General features: G+C 74.7%; 23 protein-coding genes. 9 read left to right on the forward strand and 14 right to left on the reverse strand.

Annotation, left to right across the window (positions count from 1 at the left end; translation table 11 throughout):
* The first annotated feature begins 85 nt into the window (after positions 1 to 85).
* Entirely contained in the window at positions 86 to 2674 is a 2589-nt protein-coding gene (gene glgB / locus ZF1_RS21655; protein WP_482638218.1) for a 1,4-alpha-glucan branching protein GlgB, read from the forward strand.
* 262 nt (positions 2675 to 2936) lie between these two features.
* On the opposite strand, the gene ZF1_RS21660 is transcribed toward glgB, so the two are convergent.
* The 3 genes from ZF1_RS21660 to ZF1_RS21670 form a co-directional block, all read right to left on the reverse strand.
* Complete coding sequence (locus ZF1_RS21660; protein WP_482638219.1) at positions 2937 to 4193, reverse strand: MFS transporter; 1257 nt, start codon at positions 4191 to 4193, stop codon at positions 2937 to 2939.
* Between the two features lie 43 nt (positions 4194 to 4236).
* Positions 4237 to 5556: a glycosyltransferase family 87 protein gene (locus ZF1_RS21665; protein WP_482638220.1), complete on the reverse strand. Its 1320-nt coding sequence runs from the start codon at positions 5554 to 5556 to the stop codon at positions 4237 to 4239.
* Between the two features lie 117 nt (positions 5557 to 5673).
* Complete coding sequence (locus ZF1_RS21670; protein ID WP_405415416.1) at positions 5674 to 6621, reverse strand: tetratricopeptide repeat protein; 948 nt, start codon at positions 6619 to 6621, stop codon at positions 5674 to 5676.
* A 474-nt stretch (positions 6622 to 7095) separates the two neighbouring features.
* Here ZF1_RS21670 and ZF1_RS21675 point away from each other — a divergent pair, with 474 nt between their 5' ends.
* Positions 7096 to 7341, forward strand: coding sequence for a hypothetical protein (locus ZF1_RS21675; RefSeq protein ID WP_062397308.1), 246 nt, complete (start codon positions 7096 to 7098; stop codon positions 7339 to 7341).
* Between the two features lie 163 nt (positions 7342 to 7504).
* Here ZF1_RS21675 and ZF1_RS21680 read toward each other — a convergent pair whose 3' ends face one another.
* Positions 7505 to 8308 carry an alpha/beta fold hydrolase gene (locus ZF1_RS21680; protein ID WP_476652447.1) on the reverse strand — a complete coding sequence of 268 codons (804 nt, stop codon included), beginning with the start codon at positions 8306 to 8308 and terminating at the stop codon, positions 7505 to 7507.
* Positions 8305 to 8619, reverse strand: a complete 315-nt coding sequence (locus ZF1_RS21685) for a thiamine-binding protein (protein ID WP_357436714.1) — start codon at positions 8617 to 8619, stop codon at positions 8305 to 8307. The genes ZF1_RS21680 and ZF1_RS21685 overlap by 4 nt, the downstream gene beginning before the upstream one ends.
* Before the next feature lie 65 nt (positions 8620 to 8684).
* On the opposite strand from ZF1_RS21685, the gene ZF1_RS21690 reads away from it, so the two are divergent.
* Entirely contained in the window at positions 8685 to 9188 is a 504-nt protein-coding gene (locus ZF1_RS21690; protein WP_357436720.1) for a MarR family winged helix-turn-helix transcriptional regulator, read from the forward strand.
* A 10-nt stretch (positions 9189 to 9198) separates the two neighbouring features.
* On the opposite strand, the gene ZF1_RS21695 is transcribed toward ZF1_RS21690, so the two are convergent.
* A complete protein-coding gene (locus ZF1_RS21695) occupies positions 9199 to 9393 on the reverse strand; it encodes a hypothetical protein (RefSeq protein WP_357436724.1) in 195 nt (64 codons plus the stop codon).
* An 84-nt stretch (positions 9394 to 9477) separates the two neighbouring features.
* On the opposite strand from ZF1_RS21695, the gene ZF1_RS21700 reads away from it, so the two are divergent.
* Positions 9478 to 10596, forward strand: a complete 1119-nt coding sequence (locus ZF1_RS21700) for a hypothetical protein (protein WP_482638221.1) — start codon at positions 9478 to 9480, stop codon at positions 10594 to 10596.
* 13 nt (positions 10597 to 10609) lie between these two features.
* Here the strand turns inward: ZF1_RS21700 and meaB are convergent, their stop codons facing one another.
* Together meaB and ZF1_RS21710 are read right to left on the reverse strand one after the other, a co-directional pair.
* Positions 10610 to 11602, reverse strand: a complete 993-nt coding sequence (gene meaB, locus ZF1_RS21705) for a methylmalonyl Co-A mutase-associated GTPase MeaB (RefSeq protein WP_482638222.1) — start codon at positions 11600 to 11602, stop codon at positions 10610 to 10612.
* 75 nt (positions 11603 to 11677) lie between these two features.
* On the reverse strand, positions 11678 to 12865 hold the full coding sequence (locus ZF1_RS21710; RefSeq protein ID WP_208824852.1) for an acetyl-CoA C-acetyltransferase: 1188 nt from the start codon (positions 12863 to 12865) through the stop codon (positions 11678 to 11680).
* Positions 12866 to 13003: 138 nt separating this feature from the next.
* Between ZF1_RS21710 and mce the strand changes: the two genes are divergently transcribed.
* The 3 genes from mce to ZF1_RS21725 all read left to right on the forward strand — a co-directional run bounded on the left by mce (position 13004) and on the right by ZF1_RS21725 (position 16460).
* A complete protein-coding gene (mce, locus tag ZF1_RS21715; protein WP_062397320.1) occupies positions 13004 to 13462 on the forward strand; it encodes a methylmalonyl-CoA epimerase in 459 nt (152 codons plus the stop codon).
* A 189-nt stretch (positions 13463 to 13651) separates the two neighbouring features.
* Positions 13652 to 14983 (forward strand): crotonyl-CoA carboxylase/reductase, encoded by a 1332-nt coding sequence (gene ccrA, locus ZF1_RS21720; protein WP_062397321.1) that lies wholly within the window; start codon positions 13652 to 13654, stop codon positions 14981 to 14983.
* Positions 14984 to 15113: 130 nt separating this feature from the next.
* Complete coding sequence (locus ZF1_RS21725; RefSeq protein WP_482638223.1) at positions 15114 to 16460, forward strand: hypothetical protein; 1347 nt, start codon at positions 15114 to 15116, stop codon at positions 16458 to 16460.
* Positions 16461 to 16572: 112 nt separating this feature from the next.
* Here the strand turns inward: ZF1_RS21725 and ZF1_RS21730 are convergent, their stop codons facing one another.
* The 4 genes from ZF1_RS21730 to nucS all read right to left on the reverse strand — a co-directional run bounded on the left by ZF1_RS21730 (position 16573) and on the right by nucS (position 21102).
* Positions 16573 to 16809, reverse strand: coding sequence for a hypothetical protein (locus ZF1_RS21730; protein ID WP_083474308.1), 237 nt, complete (start codon positions 16807 to 16809; stop codon positions 16573 to 16575).
* A 113-nt stretch (positions 16810 to 16922) separates the two neighbouring features.
* On the reverse strand, positions 16923 to 18707 hold the full coding sequence (locus ZF1_RS21735; protein WP_405415401.1) for a 3-hydroxyacyl-CoA dehydrogenase family protein: 1785 nt from the start codon (positions 18705 to 18707) through the stop codon (positions 16923 to 16925).
* Between the two features lie 140 nt (positions 18708 to 18847).
* Complete coding sequence (locus ZF1_RS21740) at positions 18848 to 20380, reverse strand: aldehyde dehydrogenase family protein (protein WP_405415399.1); 1533 nt, start codon at positions 20378 to 20380, stop codon at positions 18848 to 18850.
* Between the two features lie 62 nt (positions 20381 to 20442).
* Complete coding sequence (gene nucS, locus ZF1_RS21745) at positions 20443 to 21102, reverse strand: endonuclease NucS (protein WP_251784096.1); 660 nt, start codon at positions 21100 to 21102, stop codon at positions 20443 to 20445.
* A gap of 45 nt (positions 21103 to 21147) precedes the next feature.
* Here nucS and ZF1_RS21750 point away from each other — a divergent pair, with 45 nt between their 5' ends.
* Positions 21148 to 21684: an NUDIX domain-containing protein gene (locus tag ZF1_RS21750; protein WP_455752482.1), complete on the forward strand. Its 537-nt coding sequence runs from the start codon at positions 21148 to 21150 to the stop codon at positions 21682 to 21684.
* Positions 21685 to 21742: 58 nt separating this feature from the next.
* Here the strand turns inward: ZF1_RS21750 and ZF1_RS21755 are convergent, their stop codons facing one another.
* On the reverse strand, positions 21743 to 22981 hold the full coding sequence (locus ZF1_RS21755; protein WP_405415396.1) for a cytochrome P450 family protein: 1239 nt from the start codon (positions 22979 to 22981) through the stop codon (positions 21743 to 21745).
* 29 nt (positions 22982 to 23010) lie between these two features.
* Positions 23011 to 23730 carry a TetR/AcrR family transcriptional regulator gene (locus ZF1_RS21760; RefSeq protein ID WP_346105469.1) on the reverse strand — a complete coding sequence of 240 codons (720 nt, stop codon included), beginning with the start codon at positions 23728 to 23730 and terminating at the stop codon, positions 23011 to 23013.
* A 102-nt stretch (positions 23731 to 23832) separates the two neighbouring features.
* Here ZF1_RS21760 and ZF1_RS21765 point away from each other — a divergent pair, with 102 nt between their 5' ends.
* The gene (locus tag ZF1_RS21765; protein ID WP_482638224.1) at positions 23833 to 24606 is read left to right on the forward strand and encodes an enoyl-CoA hydratase-related protein; all 774 of its coding nucleotides are present in this window, start codon (positions 23833 to 23835) and stop codon (positions 24604 to 24606) included.
* Positions 24607 to 24626: the final 20 nt, after the last annotated feature.

Genomic DNA, 24626 nt, shown 5'->3' on the forward strand with positions numbered 1-24626 from the left:
CGGCCCCGCTCACGCTCGACTGCGATCCGGCAACACTGTGCGACCGCGCGCGGCGGGCGTTCGTCACCCGCAGTACGGTTCCGCAGTGACCTCCGAGGAGACCCGAGCGACCCGCTCCGAGACCGATGCGTACGCACCGGACCAGGCGACGACCGACCGGCTCCTGGGCGGTGCCCACCACGACCCCCACTCGGTGCTCGGCGCGCATCCGCACGTCGACGGCACCGTGGTCCGTGTCCTGCGGCCGCACGCCGTCTCGGTGGCGGTGCTGCCCGACGGTGACCGCGCGCAGGCCTGCGAGCTGACCAGGGTGCACGACGCCGGACTGTTCTCCGGCCTCGTCCCCGGCTCCGGCGGCGACTACCGGCTGCTCGTGACCTACGGCGACGGCGCCGGCGGCACGACCGAGCAGACGGTGGACGACCCGTACCGCTGGCTGCCGACGCTCGGCGACATGGACCTGCACCTCATCGGCGAGGGACGGCACGAACGCCTGTGGGACGTCCTCGGCGCACACGTCCGGGACTACGACACCCCCTCCGGCCCGGTCTCCGGGACCAGCTTCGCCGTCTGGGCGCCGAACGCCCGCGGTGTGCGGGTCACCGGTGACTTCGACGGCTGGGCCGGTTGGGCGCTGCCGATGCGCTCGCTGGGCAGCTCCGGCGTCTGGGAGGTGTTCCTGCCCGGCGTCGGCGTCGGCGACCGCTACAAGTTCCGCATCCTGGGCCCCGACGGCCGGTGGCGGGACAAGGCCGACCCGATGGCCTTCGCCACCGAGATCCCGCCGCAGACGGCGTCGGTCGTGACCCGTGACGTCCACGAGTGGACCGACGACGCGTGGATGGCCGACCGCGCCCGGCGCCGCCCGCACGCGGAACCGATGAGCGTCTACGAGATGCACCTCGGCTCCTGGGTGCCGGGGCTGGACTACCGCGAGATCGCCGAGCGGCTGGTGGCCTACCTGGACACCACCGGGTTCACCCACGTCGAGCTGCTGCCGGTGGCCGAGCACCCGTTCGGCGGGTCCTGGGGCTACCAGGTGACCTCGTACTTCGCCCCGACCTCGCGGTTCGGCACGCCCGACGACTTCCGGTACTTCGTCGACCGGCTGCACCGCGCGGGCTACGGCGTGATCGTCGACTGGGTGCCCGCGCACTTCCCGCGCGACGAGTGGGCGCTGGCCCGCTTCGACGGCACGGCCTGCTACGAGCACGCCGACCCGCGCCGCGGCGAGCAGCCCGACTGGGGCACGCTGGTGTTCGACTTCGGCCGCAACGAGGTGCGCAACTTCCTCGTCGCGAACGCGCTGTACTGGCTCGAGTCGTTCCACATCGACGGCCTGCGCGTCGACGCCGTCGCCTCGATGCTCTACCTGGACTACTCCCGCGCCGACGGCCAGTGGCTGCCCAACGTCCACGGTGGCCGGGAGAACCTCGACGCGGTGGCGTTCCTGCAGGAGATGAACGCGACCGTCTACCGGGAGCACCCGGGTGTCGTCACGATCGCCGAGGAGTCCACCGCCTGGCCGGGCGTCACCCGGCCCACCTACATGGGCGGTCTCGGGTTCGGGCTCAAGTGGAACATGGGCTGGATGCACGACACGCTCGACTACACCGGGCGCGACCCCATCCACCGCAGCTACCACCACAACCAGATGACCTTCTCGCTGATGTACGCGTTCAGCGAGAACTACGTGCTGCCGATCAGCCACGACGAGGTCGTGCACGGCAAGGGGTCGCTGTGGACCCGGATGCCCGGCGACGACTGGAACAAGGCCGCCGGGGTCCGCGCACTGCTGGCCTACATGTGGGCGCACCCGGGCAAGCAGCTGCTGTTCATGGGCGGCGAGTTCGGGCAACCGCGCGAGTGGTCCGAGCAGCGGTCGCTGGACTGGCACCTGCAGAGCGACGACCCGCTGCACGGCGGGATCACCACCCTCGTCGGGGACCTGAACCGGACCTACCGCGCGCAGTCCGCGCTGTGGTCGCGCGACACCACCCCGGACGGCTTCGGCTGGATCGACGCCAACGACGCGCAGGGCAACGTGTTCTCGTTCCTGCGCCACGGGGTCGACGCCGAGGGCCGCGCCACCGTGCTGGCCTGCGTCGCGAACTTCTCCGGCTCCCCCCGCGAGGACTACCGGGTGGGGCTGCCGTTCGCCGGGAACTGGACCGAGGTCGTCAACACCGACGCGTCGGCCTACGGCGGGTCCGGGGTGGGCAACCTCGGGCGGGTCAGGGGCGAGCAGGTCATGTGGCACGGCCAGCCCGCGTCGGCGGTGCTGCGGCTCCCGCCGTCGGGTGTGCTGTGGCTCGTGCCGGAGGAGACCGGCGGCCCGGTGCTGTCCGCCCCGGCGCAGGAGGCGGCCCCGGCCGCGACGGTCCCGCCGCCGCTGCCGGCCGCCGCGCTGCCCGACGAGCCGGAGGACACCGACGTCGAGGCACCGGTGACCCCGGACGACGACCTGCGGGTCTCCGCCGCCCCGGCGGACCCGGCCGGCCTCGTCGACCCGGGGCCGGACGACTCGCAGGACGTCCCGGGCGCCGATCCGGTCTCCACCTCGGTCGCGCCCGCGCCCGGCACCGTCGGTGTCCGGGCGGTGCGCACCGGCACGTTCGTCAACGGGAGCTCCGGGACGGGCGCGTCGGACACCGGGACCACCGCCGGCGACTGACCTCCGCTGACCGCGACCGGCCCCTCGCCGGGCCGGTCGCGGTCAGCGGTCGGTCGTGCGGGGTCCCCCGCCGGTCCGGTACGGGTCGGCACGGTGGCGGGTGTGGCGCACCTCCGCACCGGAGCGGTCGGGGGCGGCCGGGGGCGGCCGCACCGGGCCCGGTCGTCGCGTCACCGTGTCGTCCACCGGCGGACGGTCGCCCCGGGCCGGCGACCCGCGGGACGGTTCGTCGTCGGGGCCGATCCACACGCGTGCCATCGGCTCACCCCGTCGTGCGCCGGTCGCCGGGTACCGCCAGTACCGCCAGGGCCCCCAGCGCGGCGACCGCCCCGAACGCGAAGAAGCCCCACGGGTAGGCGAGGCCCGCGGTGAGCAGCACACCGCCGAGGAGCGGCCCGCAGATCGCGCCGAGCCGGCCGATCCCGCTGGCCGCCCCGAGCGCCGAGGCCCGGGCGTGGTCCGGGTAGTGCCGGCTGACGAACGCGTAGACGAGCACCTGCGAGCTGAACACGAACACGCCCGCGAGCAGGACGCTGACGTAGATCCCGCCGCCGGGCAGCGGCACCGCGAGCAGCGCGAGGAAGACCGCGCCCGCGGCGAACCAGCCGACCGTCGCCGTGCGCAGCCCGATCCGGTCGGCGACCCGGCCCGCGACGAGCAGACCGACGATCGCGCCGACGTTCAGTACGAGCAGCTGGGCCAGCGCCGCGTCGAGCCCGTACCCGGCGACCCGCATGATCTGCGGCAGCCAGGTGTTGAGGCCGTAGACCAGCAGCAGCCCCATGAACGAGGCGACCCAGAACGCCACCGACGAGCGCAGGTAGCCGTCGCGGACGAGCTGGGCGACCGGGTTGCGCGACCGCGGCCCGGCCGGTGCGGCCGTCGCGCGGGCCTCGGCGGGCAGCGTGTCCGGCAGGTACCGGGCCAGCAGCGGGACCAGCACGATCGCCGGGAGCGCGCCGAGCACGAACATGGGCCGCCAGCCCCAGACCGGGATGACCAGGATCCCGAGCAGCGAGGTCGCGACGGCGCCGACGTGGTAGCCGGTCATCAGGGTCGTGGTCGCGCTGCCGCCGCGCCCGGGCCTGCTGTGCTCGTTCACCATCGCCAGCGCCACCGGCAGCACCCCGCCCAGGCCGAGCCCGGCCAGGAAGCGCAGCGCGCCGAACGTCCACGGGCCGGTCGCGACTGCGCACAGCAGCGTCAGCACGGAGAACGCGACGACGGTCGCCAGCATCGCCCGGCGCCGTCCGACGAGGTCGGCGAGCGGGCCCGCCGAGAGGGCGCCGGCCATCACACCGAGCAGCCCGGCGGTGGACACCAGCGACGCCGTCGCCGGGGTCAGGCCCCAGGCGGGCTCCTCCAGCAGCGACGGCAGCACGACGCCGAGCACCACCAGGTCGAAGCCCTCGAGCGCCACCGCCGCCCAGCACAGTGGGGCCACCCAGCCCCCGTGGCGGACGGCGTCGGGGGCGGTGGTGGGTCCGCGGGCGGGGTCGGGCCGTGACGTCTGCGCCATCCGGGAGCCTCCTTGCGTCTCGGGTGGCGCGGAGTCTGGACCGTCAGGCCGGTGCGCGGGCCGACTCTTCCGCAGAGCGGAAGGATCCGCCGGGAACCGGTCCGGTCGCCGGAAGCAGCAGCGACCACCAGGTCACCAGGAGCACCGCCGTGTAGAGCGCCCGCCCGAGCGGGGTCGCCCAGCCGCCGTCGGCCCACAGGTCCGACCAGCTCACCGGGACGACGGCGAGACACCCGACCGCGACGACGACCCGGCGGCGGGTGTCCCCCGCCTCCCCGGACGCGACGAGCGCCAGCAGCCCGGGCACGAGCAGCAGCAGGTAGTTGTGCCAGGCGATCGGCGCGGCCAGCAGACCGGTGGCGAGCACCGCGAACAGCGCCGTCCCGCCCGGGTCGGTGCCCGCGGCCGGGCCCGCTCCGTACCGGCGGGTACGCCGCCCGAGGTGGACGAGCGTGCCGACCGCGACCCCCGCGCCCACGAGGGTCCCGACGACGGTCGGGATCCCCCAGCGCAGCGCCTGGCCCGGGAGCGACGCGTTGTCCGGGGTGGGGCCGACCGGCTCGGCCAGCGCCATCGCCAGCCACTGGAACGCCGTCGGCCACCCGGCGACGGCGACGCCGACGAGCGTCGCGACCGCCGCGGCGGCGATCCCGGCCGCGAACGGCCGCCACCGGGCCTGCACGGCGGGGAGCAGCAGCACCGGCGCGAGCGAGGGCTTGAGGGCGACCGTCACGCCGTAGCAGGCGGCGGCCAGCAGCGGGTGCCCGCGCCGTTCGGCGACCCAGCCCGCGGTCAGCCCGGCCAGCAGCAGCGGATAGATCTGGCCCAGCAGCAGCGTCCCGTGCAGCGGCGACGACGCCAGCACCACCACGAGCGCGCCGGTCGTCCAGCGGCGGCCCAGCCGCAGCTCCCGGCAGACCAGCAGCACCGACCCGGCGACGAGCAGCACCGACAGCGCCGTCAGCAGCCGGTAGCCGGTGACCGGGTCGGGCAGGGCCAGCGGCGCGAGCAGCACCGACAGCAGCGGCGGGTTGAGGTTGTGCAGGCGGGCGCCGGTGTCGTAGATCGCGGCGCTGCCCGGGCCGTGCCGGACCAGCGCGTACGCGGAGGCGCGGAAGGTGTCGAAGTCGACGTGCATCCGCGCGATGTCGGTCGCCGGGATCCAGCGCAGCAACGGCGGGCCGCCCAGCAGGAAGAGCAGTGCCGCGGTCACCAGCGCGGCGACGGCGACGACCGGCGCCACCGGCCGGGCGAGGCGGTGCACGGCGTCGCGCACCGTGCGCGCCCGCCGCGCCGTCCGCCCGGTCCACCCCGTGCGCACGGGGTCCGCCGCGGCGGGGCCCGACCGGAGGTCCGCGGTCATTGCGTGTCCCGCCGACCGGCCGATGCCGACCCGGTCCTCGTGGGCACCGTCTCCGGCGGCCGCGGGGTCCGCAGGCGGACCTCCGGCGGCCGGTGGGTCATCGGGGCGGGATCCGGCTCAGAACAGGGCGCGGGCGAGCGCGCGCCGGGCCGTGGCGACCCGCGGGTCGTCGGCCGGGAAGAGCTCGAAGAGCCCGACGAGGTGCCCGCGGGCCCGGTCACGGTCCTCGCCCCCGGTCCGGGCGACGGTGGCGACCAGCCGGGTGAAGGCGGCCTCGACCCGGTCGGCGGCCAGCTCGGCGTCGGCCGCGGCGAGCTGGGCGTCGACGTCGTCGGGCGCGGCGTCCGCCCGCTCGATCGACGACGGGTCGGCCTGCTCGGCGCGGGCGAGGAAGCGGACCTGCGCCAGCGCCGCCTTCGCCTGCTCGTTGGCGGGCTCGGTGTCGAGGATCGCGGTGTAGGCGGCCTCGGCGGCGGCGTAGTCACCCTGTTCCAGGGCGTCCTCGGCGGCGGTGAAGCGCGGGTCCTCGGGCTCCTCGACGGGCTCGTCCGAACCGGCCGCGGCCGCCCGGCGCTCCCCCTCGGCGATGGCGGGCATCCGGTCGCGCAGCGCGTCGAGCAGGGACGTCACCCACTCGGCGACCCGGTCCTCGGGGATCGCGCCGTTGACCGCGTCGACCGGCTGACCGCCGACGAGCACGACCAGCATCGGGACCTGCTGCACGCCGAAGGCCTGGGCGACCCGGGGCTGGGTGTCGATGTCGACCCGGGCCAGCCGCCAGGCGCCGCCGCCGGTCGAGGCGAGCCGCTCCAGCTCGGCCGACAGCTGCTCCTCGCGCGGGTAGCGGCTGGCCCACAGCTCGACGACGACCGGGACCTGCAGCGACGGCTCGAGGACCTCGTTCTGGAAGCCCTGCTCGGTCGCGTCGACGACCCAGGAGCCGTCGCCCCCGCCGGGCGCGGGCGGAGCACCCGCGCCGCCGCCGGACGGGGCGGGACGGTTCGCCGCATCGGCACGGGCCTTCAGCCCGGAGAGGTCGACCGCCCCGGCCATGGCCGAGGACATCGCCGCACGCTGGGCCGCCTGACGAGGATCTGGGCGAGACACGCCGACCATCCTGGCACGTCCGGGTGTCCGGCGTGACACGCCCCGCCCGGTGACACGCGCCCCCGCGCGACGCGTGCGCCACCGGCCGGTCGGCGTCATCCCCTCGCCGGCTCGGGCGCTCGTCCGCTCCCGGCCCGTCCCCTCCCCACCCCGGGCGACGCTGCTCCGTCCGGCCGCCCCTGCGCCGTTCGGTCGCCGGCCCGGCCCCCGGTACCGGGCCGCACGGCCGACGGCGGGGACGACGGCGCTCCCACGATCACCGGACCGGCGGAGCAACACCGGGCGTCGTCACTCGTTGAACACCCTGCAGGGACTCGATGCTGACTCTGCGTGACCGCGGCGGGGCGTTCCCCCGGTTGCCCCACCCCGCGGTTCCCTTCCCCGACAGAACGACCGCCGGCACCCCGGCGCACAACGGAGGGCTCCAACCCGATGAGCAACATGCAGACGACCGACAAGCCGACCCTGGCCTACGCGTCGCTGGCGCTGGGCATCATCGCGATCGCCGCGTTCCTCGTCCCGATCGCCGCCTGGATCCTGGGTGCCGCGGGCCTGGTCACCGGCTTCCTCGCCTACCGCAAGCCGGGCATGGCCAAGCTCGCCCAGATCGGCATGACCGTCAGCTTCGTCGGCATCCTCGCCGGCGTGTACTACTTCTCGACGATCATGGCGGGCTGACGACGGCCCTCCTCGCGGTACGCCGCGACGACGACACGGCCTCCGGACCCGGTCCGGGCGCCCGACGGCCGGTGACGGGTCTCCCGTCACCGGCCGTCGTCGTCCCGGCCACCGGCGCTCCGGTGACCCCGCCCCGGTGCGCGTCGGCCGGCAGGGCCCGTCGTCAGGCCGGCGCGGCGAGCCCGGCCAGCAGCTCCGCCGTCTCCTCCGGCCGGGTGAGCATCGGGAAGTGCCCGCCCGCGAGCTCCACGAGCCGCGCGCCGACCCGGTCCGCCTCCCGCCGTCCCGCGACGGGGCTGACGACCCGGTCCTCCGCGCACACCACCGACACCGTCGGCACCGCGGGCCACGACGACACCGGGCACGGCTCGGCGAGCAGCGACCAGTCCTGCAGGCGCAGCTCCGCCGCCGCGTCCGCGACCACGGCCCGCCCGTCGCGTCCCGCCGCGTCGAGCTCGTCGGCGACGCCCCGGTAGAGCCCGTCGGCGACGGTCCGTGCGTCCGGCCAGTACGTGCTGACCCCCGGGCCGCGACGGACCTCCGCGTCGTAGCCGGCGACCATCAGGTCGCGCTCGGCACGCATCCGGTCCCGGTAGGGACGACCCGGCTCGGGGACGAGCGCCGCGACCAGGACCAGCGCCCGGACGCGGTCGGCGATCCGGCCGGCGGCCGCGGTGGCCACGAGGCCGCCGAGCGAGTGGCCGACCAGCACGAGCGGCGGACCGTCGCCCCGGTGACCGGGCCCGCCCGGCCCGTCGCCGGCCCCGGACAGGACCGCGCCGACGAGCTCGGCGTGGCCGACCCCCGGCTCGTCGGACGGGAGGTCCGGCGCGACCGCCGCCACACCCCGGGCCGCCAGTGCCTCGGCCACCGGCGCCCACGACACCCCGCGGTGCCAGGCGCCGTGGACCAGCACGACCCGTGCCGGACCGGGTCCCCCGGCCCCCGGTCCGGCCGGGGCGCTCACGCGCCGCCCCCGCGCAGGTGCTCCTCGACCCGCTCCACCTTGGCCCGCAGCTGCCCCTGGTACCCGGGCCGGATGTCGGCCTTGAGGACCAGGCTGACCCGCGGCGACACGGCGGTGACGGCCTCGACGGCGCGCTTGACCACCGCCATCCCCTCGTCCCAGGTCTCGGACTCGATCGTGGTGAACATCGAGGTGGTCTCGTTCGGCAGGCCGGACTCGCGGACCACCCGGACGGCCTCGGCGACGGCCGCACCGACGCTGCCGTCCCCGGAGTCCGATCCGGACGGGGCGATGCTGAAGGCGAAGAGCATGCCGACACCGTGCCACGCCCGGCGTACGGAACGGATCCGGTCACGGCACTTGCTAGCGTCGGGCCATGGCATCCCGCGGGTCGCTCCCCTTCGACCCGATCCAGCGTGCGGCCGAGCTCTGGGAGGAGCGGGTCGGCCCCGCGCGCACGATGGCGACGGTCACCAGCGTGATGCGGGTGCAGCAGATCCTGCTCTCCGCCGTCGACACGGCGCTGCGGCCGCACGGGCTGACCTTCGCCCGCTACGAGGCCCTGGTGCTGCTGGACTTCGCGCGCCGCGGCAGCCTCCCGATGCGGGTGATGGGCGAGCGCCTGCAGCTGCACCCGACGAGCGTGACCAACATCGTCGACCGCCTGCAGGGCGACGACCTCGTCCGGCGGATGCCGCACCCCACCGACCGCCGCGCCACCCTGGTCGAGCTGACCACCGAGGGGCGCGCCCGGCTGGAGAAGGCCACGGCCGCGGTGACCGGCATCGACTTCGGCCTGTCCGGGCTGGACCCGGCGGAGGAGGAGCAGCTGACCGCGCTGCTGCGCTCGGTGCGCCGCGCCGCCGGCGACTTCGCCTGATCCGCGCACCTCAGCCGGCCCGTCTCCGCCGTCCCGGCCCGCCCGGTGGCGGACCGCCGTGTCCCGGGCCGCGCCAGCTGCGCATCACCGATCCGCGGGGCGGCCGGGGCCACAGCATCCGCCGCACCGCGGCCCGCCCGGCCAGCGCTCCGCTGAGGCCGGACAGACCCACGCACGCCAGGTAGTCGATGAGGTCCACGGGCACGCTCCGGAGGATTCGGGGGTGGTGGTGACACGGGTTGCGTCAACGGTGTTGACCCTACGACGGGGCACCGACAGAATCGGTCGCGTGCACGCTCCACTGCCCTCTGCCGACCGGCCCTCCCCCGCCCGGCCCGGTACCGGCGCGGCGCTGCGGGCGGCGCGCGACCGGCGGGGATGGTCCCAGTCCGAGGCGGCCCGCGCGCTGGCCGCGCTCGTCGCCGGGAGCGGCGGCACCGCGCGGGCCGCGAGCCTGAAGACCCAGCTGTCGCGCTGGGAGAACGGCCACGCCGTCCCGGACGCCGCGCACCGCGCACTCCTGTCCGAGCTGTACGACAGCACCCCCGCCGGGCTCGGCCTCGCCGACGCGACCGGACCGGACCCCCTCGACGGGGCGGCGCGGCTGCGTGCGGCGCTGGAGCGGGCCGCCGCCGTCGGGGAGGAGGAGCTGGACCTGCTGCGCGCCCAGTGGGCCGCCACCACCGCGCTGGACGACCGGCTGGGCACGGCCGCCGCCCACGACGCGGTGGCCGCCGTGGTCGCCCAGCTGCGCGAGCCGGCCGCGCACGCGCGGGACCCGCGCCGGGTGCGGGCGCTCACCGGGCTGCTGGCCGCGGCCGCGCTGCGGCTCGGGGACCAGGAACGCGACCGTGCCGCCCCGGACCGGGCGTGGGCGGCCTACGTCGAGGCGGAGTCCGCCGCCCTGCGAGCCGGTGACCCGGGGACCGCGGACGAGGCCCGGCACCGGCGGGAGCGGCTGCTGGCCGAGCTGCCGGCCGTCGACGCGCAGGACGGTGCTCCGGATCCGGCCGGACCGCACGGCGCCACCGGACGGCGCGCGGCCACCTCGACGGGCGCCGCCGGGCCCGGGGACGAGACCGGGGACGAGACCGGGCACAGCGGCGAGACCGGGCACAGCAGCGGGACCGGGGACAGCGGCGAGACCGGGCGGGCCGGCCCCGGGCCCTGCCCGACCGTCGACGTCCACACCGCGCCCGGGTGGCTCACCGTCGCCGACGGCCCGCCGCAGAGGCCGGTCCGCGAGCGCACCGACCTCGCCCTGGACGAGGTGCTCACCGCCCTGCGCGACGGCGACGGCCCCGCCGCGCGGGCCGCCCACGCCCGGGCCCGGGCACTCGCCCTGCGCAGCGGGTCGCAGCGCGTCCTCGACCGGCTCGCGACGCTGCCCGGGGCCACGCCCCCCTGACCGGGGTACCGGCTCAGCCCGACTGTTCCAGCAGCTCGTCGGCGGCGGCCCACGGGTCCAGCTCGCCGCCCAGCACCCGCTCGGTGAGGGTGTCGAGCGCGTCGCCGCCACGCACCCGTTCCATCCGGGCCCGGACCTGTTCCATCCCGATGCCCTCGATCTCGCGGCGCGCCCGCTCGCGGCGCCGCCGTTCCCGTTCACCGGACTTCTCGGCCCAGGCGAGGTGCTCGTCGAGGGCGTCGGCGACGGCCCCGATCCCCTCCGAGCGGGACGCGACCGTCGAGAGCACCGGCGGCTCCCACGGCTCGGCGCCGATGCTCGTTCCGCCTGCGCTCCTCTCGGCACCGTCCGGCGTGCGCAGGTGCAGCATGTTCCGCAGCTCGCGCACCGTGCGGCGGGCCCCCTCGCGGTCGGCCTTGTTGACCACGAAGACGTCGCCGATCTCCAGGATCCCGGCCTTGGCCGCCTGGATGCCGTCGCCCATCCCGGGCGCGAGCAGCACGACGGTGCTGTCGGCGAGCCCGACGATCTCCACCTCGGACTGCCCGACACCGACGGTCTCGATCAGCACGACGTCGCAGCCCGCCGCGTCGAGTACCCGCAGGGCCTGCGGCGTCGCCCAGGACAGCCCGCCCAGGTGCCCGCGGGTGGCCATCGACCGGATGAAGACGCCGTCGTCGTCGGCGTGGTCGCCCATCCGCACCCGGTCGCCCAGCAGCGCCCCGCCGCTGAACGGTGAGGACGGGTCCACCGCCAGCACCCCGACCCGGCGTCCGCGCGTCCGCAGCTCGGTGACCAGCGCCGACGTCGACGTCGACTTGCCCACCCCCGGGGACCCGGTCAGCCCGACGACGTGCGCGCGCCCGGTGTGCGGCGACAGCGCCGCCGACACCTCCCGCAGCTGCGGGCCGGCGTTCTCCACCATCGAGATGAGCCGGGCGACGGCGAGCTGTTCGCCGCGGCGGGCGCGTTCCACCAGGTCGCGGGGGTCCGGCGGTCCGGACACGGTCGGCCTCCTTGTCGGGGGGCGGATGCACGTCGGCCCCCGCCGAGGCGGGGGCCGACGTGGACTACACGGAGATCAGGCCTTGGGGACGCGCACGATCAGCGCGTCGCCCTGGCCACCGCCGCCGCACAGCGCGGCCGCACCGACGCCGCCACCGCGCGCCTTGAGCGCGAGCGCCAGGTGCAGCGCGATCCGCGCGCCGGACATGCCGATCGGGTGGCCGAGGGCGATGGCGCCGCCGTCGACGTTCACCTTCTCCTCGTCGATGCCGAGCTTGCGGGCGGAGACGATGCCGACCGCGGCGAACGCCTCGTTGATCTCGATGAGGTCGAGGTCGGCGGGCTGGATGCCCTCCTTCTCGCACGCCTTGGCGATCGCGTTCGCGGGCTGCTCGTGCAGCGAGGCGTCCGGACCGGCGACGACGCCGTGCGCGCCGATCTCGGCGATCCAGTCCAGGCCCAGCTCCTCGGCCTTGGCCTTGCTCATCACGACCACGGCGGCCGCGCCGTCGGAGATCTGCGAGGCCGACCCCGCGGTGATGGTGCCGTCGGCGGCGAAGGCGGGCCGGAGCTTGCCCAGGCCCTCGGCGGTGGTGTCGCCGCGCACGCCCTCGTCGGTCGAGAAGACGACCGGGTCGCCCTTGCGCTGCGGGATCTCGACCGGGGCGATCTCCTGGTCGAACGTGCCGTCCTGCGCGGCGCGGGCGGCGCGCTGGTGCGAGCGGGCGGAGAAGGCGTCCTGCTCCTCGCGGGTCAGGCCGTAGCGCTCGTTGTACTTCTCGGTGGAGGCGCCCATCGCGACCTGGTCGAACGCGCAGAACAGACCGTCGTAGGCCATGTGGTCGGTGAGGGTGGCGTCACCGAACTTGGTGCCCTCGCGGGACTTGGTGAGCAGGTGCGGGGCCTGGGTCATCGACTCCTGGCCACCGGCGACGACGATGTCGAACTCGCCGGCGCGGATGAGCTGGTCGGCCAGCGCGATGGCGTCGACACCGGACAGGCAGACCTTGTTGATGGTCAGCGCCGGGACGTCCATCGGGATGCCGGCCTCGACGGCGGCCTGACGCGCCGGGATCTGTCCCGCGCCGGCGGTGAGGACCTGCCCCATGATCGTGTACTGGACCTGGTCGGGGGCCACACCGGCGCGCTCGAGCGCGGCCTTGATGGCCACGCCGCCCAGCTGGGCCCCGGAGAAGCCCTTCAGGGAGCCGAGCAGACGGCCCATCGGGGTGCGGGCGCCGGCGACGATCACGGTTCCGGACACGGGGTCCTCCATCAGGCTTCGTTGTCAGGTGGGCCGCCACCATACCCACGACCACGACCCGTCCGGACGCACCGAACGGTGGGGGTGACCAGTGGCACAGGCACCTACCGACGAGTAGAACCGGTAGCTTCTGCCCCCATGACGACAACCGAGGACGCCCTGTCGCCGCTGGTCGTGGCCGTGGACCACGTGGGCATCGCGGTGCCCGACCTGGACGAGGCCATCCGCTGGTACGCGGAGAACCTGGGCCTGGTCGCGGTGCACACCGAGACCAACACCGAGCAGGGCGTGCGCGAGGCCATGCTCGGGGCGCCCGGCGAGGCGGCCGGCGCCACGAAGGTGCAGCTGCTCGCCCCGCTGAACGAGGACTCGACGATCGCGAAGTTCATCGGCCGCAACGGCCCGGGGCTGCAGCAGGTCGCCTACCGGGTCACCGACGTCGCCGCCGCGGCGGACGCGCTGCGGGCGAAGGGCCTGCGCCTGCTCTACGACGCCCCCCGCCGCGGCACGTCGAACTCGAAGGTCAACTTCGTGCACCCGAAGGACGCCGGCGGGGTGCTGGTCGAGCTCGTCGAGCCGGCCGCGGACGCGCACTGACGGACGACGCACGACCCCGTCCCGAAGGACAGTACGGACGTCCGGTGGGGTGCATCACGAAGCGCACTTCGGGTATCACCCTCACCGGCGACCTACGGTTAAGATACTACGCAGTAACTTGCGGTATCCCAAGCATCATCGGGTGAGCCCACCCGACTCCCCTGACAACGTCGCCATCGGAGGCCAGCAGTGAAGGACATCCGCGACGCCATCCTCGCCGGACGGTTCACCGACGTCGGAGGCCTGGAGGTGCCCGAGCACTACCAGGGCGTCACCGTCCGCGCCGAGGACGCGGACATGTTCGAGGGTCTGACCACCAAGGAGAAGGACCCGCGCAAGAGCCTGCGCGTCGAGGACGTCCCGGTCCCCGAGCTCGGCCCCGGTGAGGCGCTCGTGGCCGTCATGGCCAGCGCGATCAACTACAACACCGTCTGGACCTCGATCTTCGAGCCGGTCTCGACGTTCAGCTTCCTCAAGCGCTACGGCAAGCTCTCGCCGCTGGCCAAGCGGCACGACCTGCCCTACCACGTGGTCGGCTCCGACCTCGCCGGCGTCGTCGTGCGGACCGGGCCGGGCGTGAACAGCTGGAAGCCGGGCGACCAGGTCGTCGCGCACTGCCTCTCGGTCGAGCTGGAGAGCCCGGACGGGCACTCCGACACGATGATGGACCCGGAGCAGCGCATCTGGGGCTTCGAGACCAACTTCGGCGGCCTCGCCGAGCTGGCCCTGGTCAAGTCCAACCAGCTGATGCCGAAGCCGGACCACCTCACCTGGGAGGAGGCCGCGTCCCCGGGCCTGGTCAACTCCACCGCCTACCGCCAGCTGGTGTCGAAGAACGGCGCCGACATGAAGCAGGGCGACGTCGTGCTGATCTGGGGCGCCTCCGGCGGCCTCGGCTCCTACGCCACCCAGTTCGCCCTCAACGGCGGCGCCACCCCGATCTGCGTCGTCTCCTCGGAGGAGAAGGCCCAGATCTGCCGCGACATGGGCGCGGAGCTGGTCATCGACCGCAACGCCGAGGGCTACAAGTTCTGGAAGGACGAGACCACCCAGGACCCGAAGGAGTGGAAGCGGCTCGGCGCGAAGATCCGCGAGCTCACCGGCGGCGAGGACCCTGACATCGTCTTCGAGCACCCGGGCCGCGAGACCTTCGGCGCCTCGGTCTACGTCACCCGCAAGGGCGGCCAGATCGTCACCTGCGCCTCGACCTCGGGCTACATGCACGAGTTCGACAACCGCTACCTGTGGATGAACCTCAAGCGGATCGTCGGCTCGCACTTCGCGAACTACCGCGAGGCCTACGAGGCCAACCGGCTCGTCGCCAAGGGCATGATCCACCCGACGCTGTCGCGGGTGTACCCGCTGACCGAGACCGGCCAGGCCGCCAACGACGTCAAGCAGAACCTCCACCAGGGCAAGGTCGGCGTGCTCGCGCTGGCTCCCGAGGAGGGACTCGGTGTCACGAACCCGGAGAAGCGCGAGAAGCACCTGTCCGGCATCAACCGGTTCCGCGGCGTCTGACCCCCGATCGGTCGTCCGGAGGCCCCGTCCGTGTCACACGGACGGGGCCTCTGTCCATAGCGGGGTGAACCCCGTGACCCTCGGTGCGAACTCACGTCTGTGGAACGTCGGCGACGGTACGGTGAACGACATGGCCGGTGACCACGATGTGCCCGTACCCCGGACCGGTTTCTCGATCGCGCGCCGCGGCTACGACCAGGCGCAGGTCGACAGCCACCTGCGCCGGCTCGACGCCGAGGTACGCATGCTGGCGGCCGACCGTGACGCGGCGGTCGCCCAGAACACCCGGCTGAGCCGCGAGCTCGACGACGCCCGTACCCGCGCCGAGGCCATGCAGCAGCAGGTCAACCGGCTCGCCGGCCCGCCGCAGAGCGTGCAGGGCATGAGCGAGCGGCTCCGGTCGATGCTGCGTCTCGCCGAGGACGAGGTCGCCGAGATGCACGCCGCGGCGAACCGCGAGATCGCCGAGCAGCGCCGCCAGGCCGAGGAGCACGCCCGCGCCGTCGTCGAGGACGCGCGCGTCCGGGCCGAGCAGACGGTCGCACAGGCCGAGGCCACGGCCGCGGAGGCCGCGCACCGGACCGCCGAGCGGGAGCGCGCCGCCGAGGAGAAGCAGTCCCGCGTCGAGCGGGAGCTGGCGGCGCTGCGTGAGCGCACCGAGGCCGAGCTCGCCGAGCGGCGACGCGTCACCGAGGCCGAACTGGCCGAGCAGCGCACGACGACCGAGCGCGACCTCGCCGAGCAGTGCAGCACCACCGAGCGCGAGCTCGCCGAGGCCGAGCGCACCGTCACCGCCCGGATCACCCGCGCCGACACCGAGGCCCGGGAGAACCGCGAGCAGGTCGAGCACGACTTCCGGATCGCGATGGACCAGCGCCGTACCGAGGCGCTGACCTCGCTGTTCGCCGAGCGCGACGCGCTCGAGGCCGACATCTCGCGCCGTGAGCGCGAGGCCGCCGAGCGGATCCGCCGCGACCTGGACCAGGCCCGCACCGACGGCGAGAAGATCCGGTCCGACGCCCGCCGGGACGCCGAGGAGACCACCTCCGCCGCCCAGCGCCGCGTCGAGCAGCTCATCGGGCTGCGCGCCCGGGTCGCCGAGCAGCTGCGTGGCGCGCGGTCGCTCATCGAGTCCGGCGTCGACGACCTCGATGCGGGCCCGGCCCTGGCCGACCTGCCCGCCGACGGGCCGCCCGCGGGGCAGGCCCCCGTCGAGCAGCCCGCGGCCGGGACCGCCGAGCCGCCGACCACCGTGGCTCCCACGGCGCCGGGCGCGGCCGACACCCCCCCGAGCACGCCCCGCACGGTCGAGGAGGCCGTCGCGGCGACGGAGCGCCGGCCCGCCGCCGCGGGGAGCGAGCCGGAGCCCCCGGCCGGGCCGACGGGCAGCGGGAGCTCCGGGTCCGGCCGCCCCCGGCCCTCGCCGCGGGCCCGCAGCAGCTACGGCGGCAGCAAGCGCACCGCACGCACCCGCTGAGCGGGACCCGTCCGCGCGGCGCGGTACGGCCGGGAACCGGCCCCGCGCGGCGCGGGGCCGCCGGGAACCGCACCGCGCCGCTCGGTACCGCCGGGAACCGGCACCGCGCCGCTCAGTGCCGCCGGAAGCCCGCCCGCCGACGGTCGCGCGCGTTCCAGCACGGCAGGTGCCAGTGCCGCCGCTCCTCGACCCCGCGGCCGTCCTCGGCGGGCCAGGTCACCACGTGCGGCATCCCCGAGGGCAGCAGCTGGTCGCAGCCGGGGCACCGGTAGTGCTTCACGGTGGTGCCGCCCGGCACCCGGCGGACGTAGTGCTCGCCGTCGCGGCCGCTCTCCAGGTCGGTCGTCATGCCGCTGCCCAGCGGTGGCGCGACGGGACGGCCCCGCCCCCGTTCCGAGGGGCGGGGCCGTCGTGCACGCCGTCCTGCCATGCCCCCCAGTGTCCCAGGGGTGCCGGGATCCCTCAGCGCTTGGTGTAGTCCCGGAACCCGTGACCGGTCTTGCGCCCGAGCCGGCCCGCGGTGACCAGGTGCTCCAGCAGCGGCGCGGGGGCGAACCCGGCCTGGTGGAACTCGGCGTAGAGGGACTTCTCGATCGCCAGCGACACGTCGAGCCCGACGACGTCGAGCAGCTCGAACGGGCCCATCGGCAGCGCGCAGCCGGTCTTCATGGCGGCGTCGATGTCGTCGGCGGTCGCGTAGTGCGCCTCCAGCATCTTGACCGCGTCGTTCAGGTACGGGAACAGCAGCGCGTTGACGATGAACCCGGCCCGGTCACCGCAGCTGACCGGGACCTTCTTCAGCTTCTGGCACACGTCGAGGATCGTGGCGGCCACATCGCGCGAGGTGCCGATCGTGGACACCACCTCGACCAGCTTCATCACCGGTGCGGGGTTGAAGAAGTGCATGCCGATCACGTCGCCGGGGCGGCTCGTGACCGCGGCGCACTCGACGACGGGCAGCGAGGACGTCGTCGTCGCCAGGATCGCGCCCGGCTTGCAGATCTCGTCGAGCGCGCCGAACATCGCCCGCTTGACGTCGAGCTCCTCGGCGACGGCCTCGACGACGAGGTCGACCTCGGCCATGTCCTCCAGCGCGGTGGTGCCGCTGATCCGGGCGAGGACGGCGTCGCGACCCGCCTCGTCCAGCTTGCCGCGGGCGACCGCCTTGTCCAGGGACTTGCGCACCAGCGCGACCGAGCCCTCGACCTTGGAGTCGCTGCGCCCGCGGACGACGACGTCGTAGCCGGCCTTGGCGAACACCTCGACGATGCCCGAGGCCATGGTGCCGGTGCCGATCACGCCGACCCGCTGCACGTCGCGCAGGGTCACGTCGTCGGGCACGGCCGAGGCGGGGGTCTCGCCGTCGGCGACGACGGTGGAGCTGTGCGGGGCGGAGTAGGTGTAGAAGCCGCGCCCGGTCTTCCGGCCGAGCAGCCCGGCGGTGATCATCTGCTTGAACACCGGGTTCGGCGCGTGCATCAGGTTGCGCGACTCGCCGTACATCGTCTCGAGGATCTCGTAGGCGGTGTCGAGGCCGATGAGGTCGAGCAGGGCCAGCGGGCCCATCGGGTAGCCGCAGCCGTAGCGCATGCCGGCGTCGAGGTCCTCGCGGCTGGCGTAGCGCTCGGCGTACATCTTCGCCGCGTGGTTCAGGTAGCCGAACAGCAGCGCGTTGGCGATGAAGCCGGCGCGGTCGCCGATGACGACCGGGACCTTGCCGAGGGAGTCGGCGAACGCCTGGACGTCGGAGATGACGTCGGGCTCGGTGACGACGGTCCGCACGACCTCGACCAGCTTCTGCACCGGTGCCGGGTTGAAGAAGTGCATCCCGACGACCTTGCCGGGACGCGTGGTGCGCACGGCCAGCTCGGTGACCGACAGCGACGAGGTGTTCGAGGCGAGGATGGTGTCCTCGGCGACGACCTTGTCGACCTCGGCCAGCAGCGCGGTCTTGGCGTCCAGGCTCTCCGGGATGGCCTCGACGACCAGCTGCGCCGGCGCCAGGTCGGCCAGGGTGGTGGTGACGGTGATGCGACCGAGGAGCTCGTCCGCCTGCTCCCGGGTGAGCTTGCCGCGCTCGATGGCGCGGTCGGTCGAGGCCGTCAGGTGGGCCCGGCCGCGCTCTCCCGACGCCTCGTCCACCTCGACGGCGACCACGTCGAGACCGTTGCGGGCGAAGACCTCGACGATGCCCGCCCCCATCGTGCCGAGGCCGACCACTCCGACGGTCCGGAACTCACGTGTCACGCTGCAACCTCCTGGTTCGACAACCCTGTCTTCCGCGTCGTCGCGCATCCTGTCATCCAGCGGTGCTACCAGTGGGTAACATGCGACCAGGACCACCCCGACGTGCGGGAACGGTCCTGGTCGTCGGGTGAGGGGGTCCCTCAGCGCCCGTGGCGGGCCTTGACGATCCCGACCAGCGTCTGCATCGTGCGCGCGGTCCGCCGGAAGCTGGTGACGACGATCGGCATCCCGAACCGCTGCCGGGCGATCGACTGGGCGCGGGTGAACTCGCGCAGGCCGTCGGCGCCGTGGATGCGTCCGAAGCCGGACTCCCCCACCCCGCCGAAGGGCAGCGACGGGATCCCGGCGAAGGAGATCACGCCGTTGATCGAGACCATCCCGCAGCGGAGCCGCTCGGCGATCTGCTCGCCGTGCTTCGCGGAGAACACGGTCGCGCCGAGGCCGTAGCCGGTGGCGTTGGCGCGGCGGACCGCCTCGTCGACGTCGGGCACCCGGTTGACCACGACCAGCGGACCGAAGGTCTCCTCGGTGACCGCGACGGAGTCCTCGGGCACGTCGGCGATGACGACCGGCGAGATCGACCCGCCCTGGGCGGGCACCGAGTCGGCGCCGCCGACGATCGCGCGGCCACCGCGCTCCAGGGCGTCGGTGACGTGCCGGCGCACGATCTCGGTCTGCGACGGCATCGTCATCGGCCCGAGGTCACCCTCGTTCGTGGCCGTGCCGACCTGCAGCTTCGACGCCGAGGCCCGCACCTTCTCCAGGAACCGGCCCGCGACGGACTCGACGACGTAGACCCGCTCCACCCCGACGCAGGTCTGGCCCGCGTTGGACATCCCGCCCCAGACGGCGGCGTCCGCGGCGGCGTCGAGGTCGGCGTCGGCGTCGACGATCAGCGGGTCCTTGCCGCCGCACTCCATGAGCACCGGAACCAGGTTCTCCGCGCAGGAGGCCATCACCCGGCGGCCGGTCGCGGCGGACCCGGTGAACGCGATCTTGCCGACGCCGGGGGCGCGGCACAGCTCGGCGCCGGTCGGCCCGAACCCGGTGACGACGGTCAGCAGCGGGTGGCGGCCCACCTCGGGAACGGCCTCGGCGAGCGTGCGGGCGATCTCGTGCCCGACGCCCGGGGTCAGCTCCGAGGGCTTGAACACCACGGTGTTGCCGGCGGCCAGCGCGTAGGCGATCGAGCCCATCGGGGTGAAGATCGGGTAGTTCCACGGCCCGATGACGCCGACGACGCCCAGCGACCGGTACGCCACCGACGCCGCCTGATTCGCCATCAGCAGGCCCGGGGACACCGAACGCTTCCCGAGCACCTTCGCGGCGTTGGCCGAGGCCCAGTCCAGGTGGTCGATGGCGAGCACGACCTCGAGGCGGGCGTCGTCGAGCGGCTTGCCGGTCTCGGCGGCGACGACACCGGCAACCCGGTCGAGCTGCGCGACCAGCACCTTCTTCCAGGCCGCGAGCCGGCGACGGCGCTCGGCGAACCCGAGCCCGTCCCACCACACCCCGGCCTCGCCGGCGTCGCGGACGGCGGCACGCACGTGCTCGCCGTCGTGGACGGGGTAGCGGGCGAGCTCCTCCCCGGTGCGCGGGGAGAGGGACGCGAAGTCCCCCGAGGCGGGCGCGGCGGCGGTCGTGCGGGCGGAGTCAGCGGCGGTGGCACTCACGCGGTCAGGCTAGACGCCGTGGCAGGGCCCGGCCGGGCCTGCGCTGGCCCGGCGGGGCCGCCTCAGAACAGGAGCAGGTCGTCGCGCGCCATCCCGCGCAGCGCGTCGTAGTCGACGGTCACGCAGCGGATCCCGCGGTCGACGGCCAGCGTGCGGGCCTGCGGCTTGATCTGCTGGGCCGCGAACACCCCGTGCACCGGCGCGAGCAGCGGGTCGCGGTTCATCAGCTCCAGGTACCGGGTGAGCTGCTCGACGCCGTCGATCTCGCCGCGGCGCTTCACCTCGACCGCGACGTGCGCGCCGTTCCCGTCGCGCAGCAGCAGGTCGACCGGGCCGACGGCGGTCATGTACTCGCGGCGGACCAGCGTGTGGCCCTCCCCGAAGGTCTCCGGGTGCGCGGCGAGCAGCTCCTGCAGGTGCGCCTCGACGCCGTCCTTGACCAGGCCGGGATCGACACCGAGCTCGTGGCTGGAGTCGTGCAGCACCTCGTCGATGGTGATGACCAGCGACTCGTCGGCCTTGTTCCGCACCGTCCACACGCCGGGCTCCTCGGTGAGCCAGCACGGTGGCGACATCCAGTTGAGCGGCTTGTAGGCGCGGTCGTCGGCGTGGATGCTCACCGAGCCGTCCCGCTTGACCAGCAGCAGACGGAGGGCCATGGGCAGGTGGGCGGTCAGCCGTCCGACGTAGTCCACCTGGCAGCGGGCGATGACGAGACGCACCCGGCTCACTGTAAGGCCGGGTGGATGGATCATCCTGGGCGGGTGATCGAGCAGACCTCGAGCCGCCGGGTGTACGCCAACGACTGGATGACCGTCCGGGAGGACGGCATCCGGCGTGCCGACGGCACCCGGGGGATCTACGGCGTCGTCGACAAGCCCACCTACGCCCTGGTGATCCCCCGCGACGACGACGGCCGTCTGCACCTGGTCGAGCAGTACCGCTACCCGGTGGGCGGCCGCCGCTGGGAGTTCCCGGCGGGCACCGCGCCCGACCGGGCCGACGTGGACCCGGCCGAGCTGGCGGTGCGCGAGCTCGTCGAGGAGACCGGGCTGGCCGCGGCGCGGATGACCCTGCTCGGCACGCTGGACTGCGCGCCGGGCATGTCCAGCCAGCGCGGTCACGTCTACCTCGCGACCGGGCTGACCGCGGGCCCGCCGCGCCGCGAGCACTCCGAGCAGGACATGCGCGCCGCCTGGTTCACCCCGGACGGGTTCGAGGCGATGGTCCGCCGCGGCGAGCTGACCGACGCCCAGTCGCTCGCCGCCTGGGCGCTGCTGATCCTGCACGACGCGCGGGCATGATCGGCGGGAGTGGAGCGCAGGACGCAGTGCACTGCCCCCGGCGCTCCACTCCCGGCGATCACCCGGTGAGCACCGGCAACGCCGCCACCCGGCTGAACCCGGGACGGGGCAGCCAGGTGACCTCCGCGGCCGGCACGGCGAGCCGCAGGCCGGGGAAGCGTTCGAACAGCATCCGGAAGGCCACCTCGCCCTCCTGCCGGGCCAGCGCGGCACCCAGGCAGTAGTGCGCGCCCTGCCCGAACCCGAGGTGTCCCTCGCCCCGCCCGGTCTCCCGGGCGACGTCGAGCTCGTCGGGCCGGTCGTAGGCCCGCGGGTCGTGGTTGGCCGGCAGCAGCCCGGCGATGACCGGGGTCCCGGCGGGCACGACGGTGCCGCCCAGCTCGACGTCGACGGTCGGGTACCGGAACTGGGTGAACTGCACCGGGCCGCGGGCGCGCATCAGCTCGTGCACCGCGCCCGGCCAGCCCGCCGGGTCGGCCCGCAGCGCGGCGAGCTGGTCCGGGGCGCCCAGCAGCGCCAGCACGCCGTTGGTGACCAGGTGCGCCGTCGTCTCGTGCCCGGCCATGACGATCGCGAAGATCATCGTGACCATCTCGCGGTCCGAGAGGCGGTCGCCGTCGTCGTCCTGGGCGGAGATCAGAGCGCTGACCAGGTCGTCGGCGGGCTCGGCCCGGCGGGCGTCGATGAGGGCGTGCACGTGGGCGATCGCCGCCCGCAGCGCGGGCCCGGTCCGCTCGCGGTCCATCGTGGTCAGCACCGCGCCCCATTCGTGCCACTGCGGGCGCTCGGGCCCGGGCACCCCGACGAGCTCGCAGATCACGGTGATCGGCAGCGGGTAGGCCAGCGCCTCCACCAGGTCCACCGGCGCGCCACCGGCCCCGGCGGCGGCCACGTCGTCGAGCAGGGCGGCGGTGATCTCCTCCACCCGCGGGCGCAGCGCCGCCACCCGCTTCACCGTGAACGCGCGCGACACGAGCTTGCGCAGCCGGGTGTGCTCGTCGCCGTCGACGGTGAGGATGGTGCGCACCAGGTAGCCCGCGACGTCGTCGGGCACCCCCATCGTCGCCATGATCTTCTCGCGGATGTCCGGCCCGCCCGCGAGCGCCGGATCGGTCACGAACCGCGGGTCGGTCAGGACCGTGCGGACGTCGTCGTAGCGGGTGACGAGCACGGCGGGCGGGCTGCCCAGCATCGTCACGGTGGTGGTGGGCGCCTGCTCGCGCATCCGCCCGTAGGCGGTGTACGGGTCGGCGGTGACGGCCGGGTCCATCAGGTCCACGGCACTCGGTGCGGCCATCTCGGGGATCCTCTCCTCGCGCGCCCGGGTCAGCGGACGCGACGTCTCCACTCGTCGTCGATGTGGGCGACCAGTGGCCGGTACAGGGCGGCGACCTCCCCCGCGAGGTCCGCGGCGCGGGACGCGGGGGCGGGCCCGGCGAGCTGCCGGGCCAGGCCGTGCTCGATCAGTGCGGCGGTGCGCGCCGGGCCGGCCGGGGCGAACGCGCTCCCGGTGCCCTCGGCGAGGAAGTACCCCCAGGTCACCGCGCCCCAGGCGTGGATCTGCTCGTCGGCGGCGATGTCGTCGTCGACCAGGCGGGCCGCGCGCAGCAGCCGGAAGTGCTCGCGCACCACGGCGTCGCGGCGGCGCCCGAGCTCCCCGAGGGTCCCCGCGGCCTCGTGCGCGAGCCGGCCGAGCACCTCGGTGTCGCCGAGGTAGAGCACCCGGGCGACCTCGTCGGCGCGCAGCCGCTCGTAGAGCACGCGCGACATCCCCCAGGGCAGGGCGACGACGTGCTCGGCGAGCATCCGGTCGGCCAGCTCGGCGAACAGCCGCCGCTGCGACCGCAGCAGCACGGTGAGGAACAGCGCGTCCTTGCTGCGGACGTGCAGGTAGACGGTGCCCTTCCCGACGCCGGCGCGGCGCGCGACGTCCTCCACCGTGACCCGCCGGTAGCCCTGGCGGACCAGCAGCTCGGCCGCCGCGTCGAGCACCCGTTCCATCCGCGCCAGGTCCGCCCCGTCCCCGGCCGGCACCACTGCCGTCACGCCACCTCCCGACCTTGTGACCGGATCTACGAATCCGGTCATGCGGTCAGGCTAGCCCCGACGGGTCTCGGCGTCGAGGGTTTTCCGGGCTACCGTCGACCCATGCCCGACTACGAGCACCTGCTGGTCAAGCAGGACGGCGACACGGTCCGGATCACGATGAACCGCCCGCAGCGACGCAACTCCCTCACCGAGGACCACCTGCGCGAGCTGCTGGACGCCTTCGAGAGCGCCGGACGCAGCGACGCGACCGGGATCGTGCTCGCCGGGGAGGGCAAGGCCTTCTCCTCGGGCCACGACTTCGGCGACGTCGCCGCCCGCGACCTGGCGGGGGTCCGCTCCCTGCTGCGGCTGTGCACGACGGTCATGCGCACCGTGCAGGAGGTGCCGCAGGTCGTGATCGCCCGGGTCCACGCGACGGCCTGGGCCGCGGGCTGCCAGCTCGTCGCGTCCTGCGACCTCGCCGTCGCCGCGGAGTCCGCGACGTTCGCGCTGCCCGGCGGCAAGGGCGGCTGGTTCTGCCACACCCCGGCCGTCCCGGTCGCGCGGAACATCGGACGCAAGCGGCTGATGGAGCTGGCCCTGACCGGGGACCCGGTCGACGCGGCCACCGCCGCCGACTGGGGCCTGATCAACTACGCCGTTCCCGACGGCGACCTCGACGCCCGCGTGGACGAGCTGCTCGCCCGTGCGACCCGGGGCAGTAGGCTGTCCAAGGCCGTCGGCAAGCAGACCCTCTACGCCCAGCTCGACCGTCCCGAGGCCGACGCCTACGGTGTCGCGGCCGAGGTCATGGCGTCGATGTCGCAGTCCGGGGGCGCCCGCGAGGGCATGGCGTCGTTCCTGGAGAAGCGGGCCCCGGAGTGGACCGACTGATCGACACCTAGGCTCGCGGG

Source organism: Pseudonocardia sp. ZF1, from assembly GCF_056835605.1.

What these genes read in the sequence shown, in the direction of transcription:
- ZF1_RS21660 (WP_482638219.1), bottom strand. Translation starts at nt 4,193, where the DNA reads ATGGCGCAGACGTCACGGCCCGACCCCGCCCGCGGACCCACCACCGCC.
- ZF1_RS21665 (WP_482638220.1), bottom strand. Translation starts at nt 5,556, where the DNA reads ATGACCGCGGACCTCCGGTCGGGCCCCGCCGCGGCGGACCCCGTGCGC.
- ZF1_RS21670 (WP_405415416.1), bottom strand. Translation starts at nt 6,621, where the DNA reads ATGTCCTCGGCCATGGCCGGGGCGGTCGACCTCTCCGGGCTGAAGGCC.
- ZF1_RS21675 (WP_062397308.1), top strand. Translation starts at nt 7,096, where the DNA reads ATGAGCAACATGCAGACGACCGACAAGCCGACCCTGGCCTACGCGTCG.
- ZF1_RS21685 (WP_357436714.1), bottom strand. Translation starts at nt 8,619, where the DNA reads ATGCTCTTCGCCTTCAGCATCGCCCCGTCCGGATCGGACTCCGGGGAC.
- ZF1_RS21690 (WP_357436720.1), top strand. Translation starts at nt 8,685, where the DNA reads ATGGCATCCCGCGGGTCGCTCCCCTTCGACCCGATCCAGCGTGCGGCC.
- mce (WP_062397320.1), top strand. Translation starts at nt 13,004, where the DNA reads ATGACGACAACCGAGGACGCCCTGTCGCCGCTGGTCGTGGCCGTGGAC.
- ZF1_RS21725 (WP_482638223.1), top strand. Translation starts at nt 15,114, where the DNA reads ATGGCCGGTGACCACGATGTGCCCGTACCCCGGACCGGTTTCTCGATC.
- ZF1_RS21730 (WP_083474308.1), bottom strand. Translation starts at nt 16,809, where the DNA reads ATGACGACCGACCTGGAGAGCGGCCGCGACGGCGAGCACTACGTCCGC.
- ZF1_RS21755 (WP_405415396.1), bottom strand. Translation starts at nt 22,981, where the DNA reads ATGGCCGCACCGAGTGCCGTGGACCTGATGGACCCGGCCGTCACCGCC.
- ZF1_RS21765 (WP_482638224.1), top strand. Translation starts at nt 23,833, where the DNA reads ATGCCCGACTACGAGCACCTGCTGGTCAAGCAGGACGGCGACACGGTC.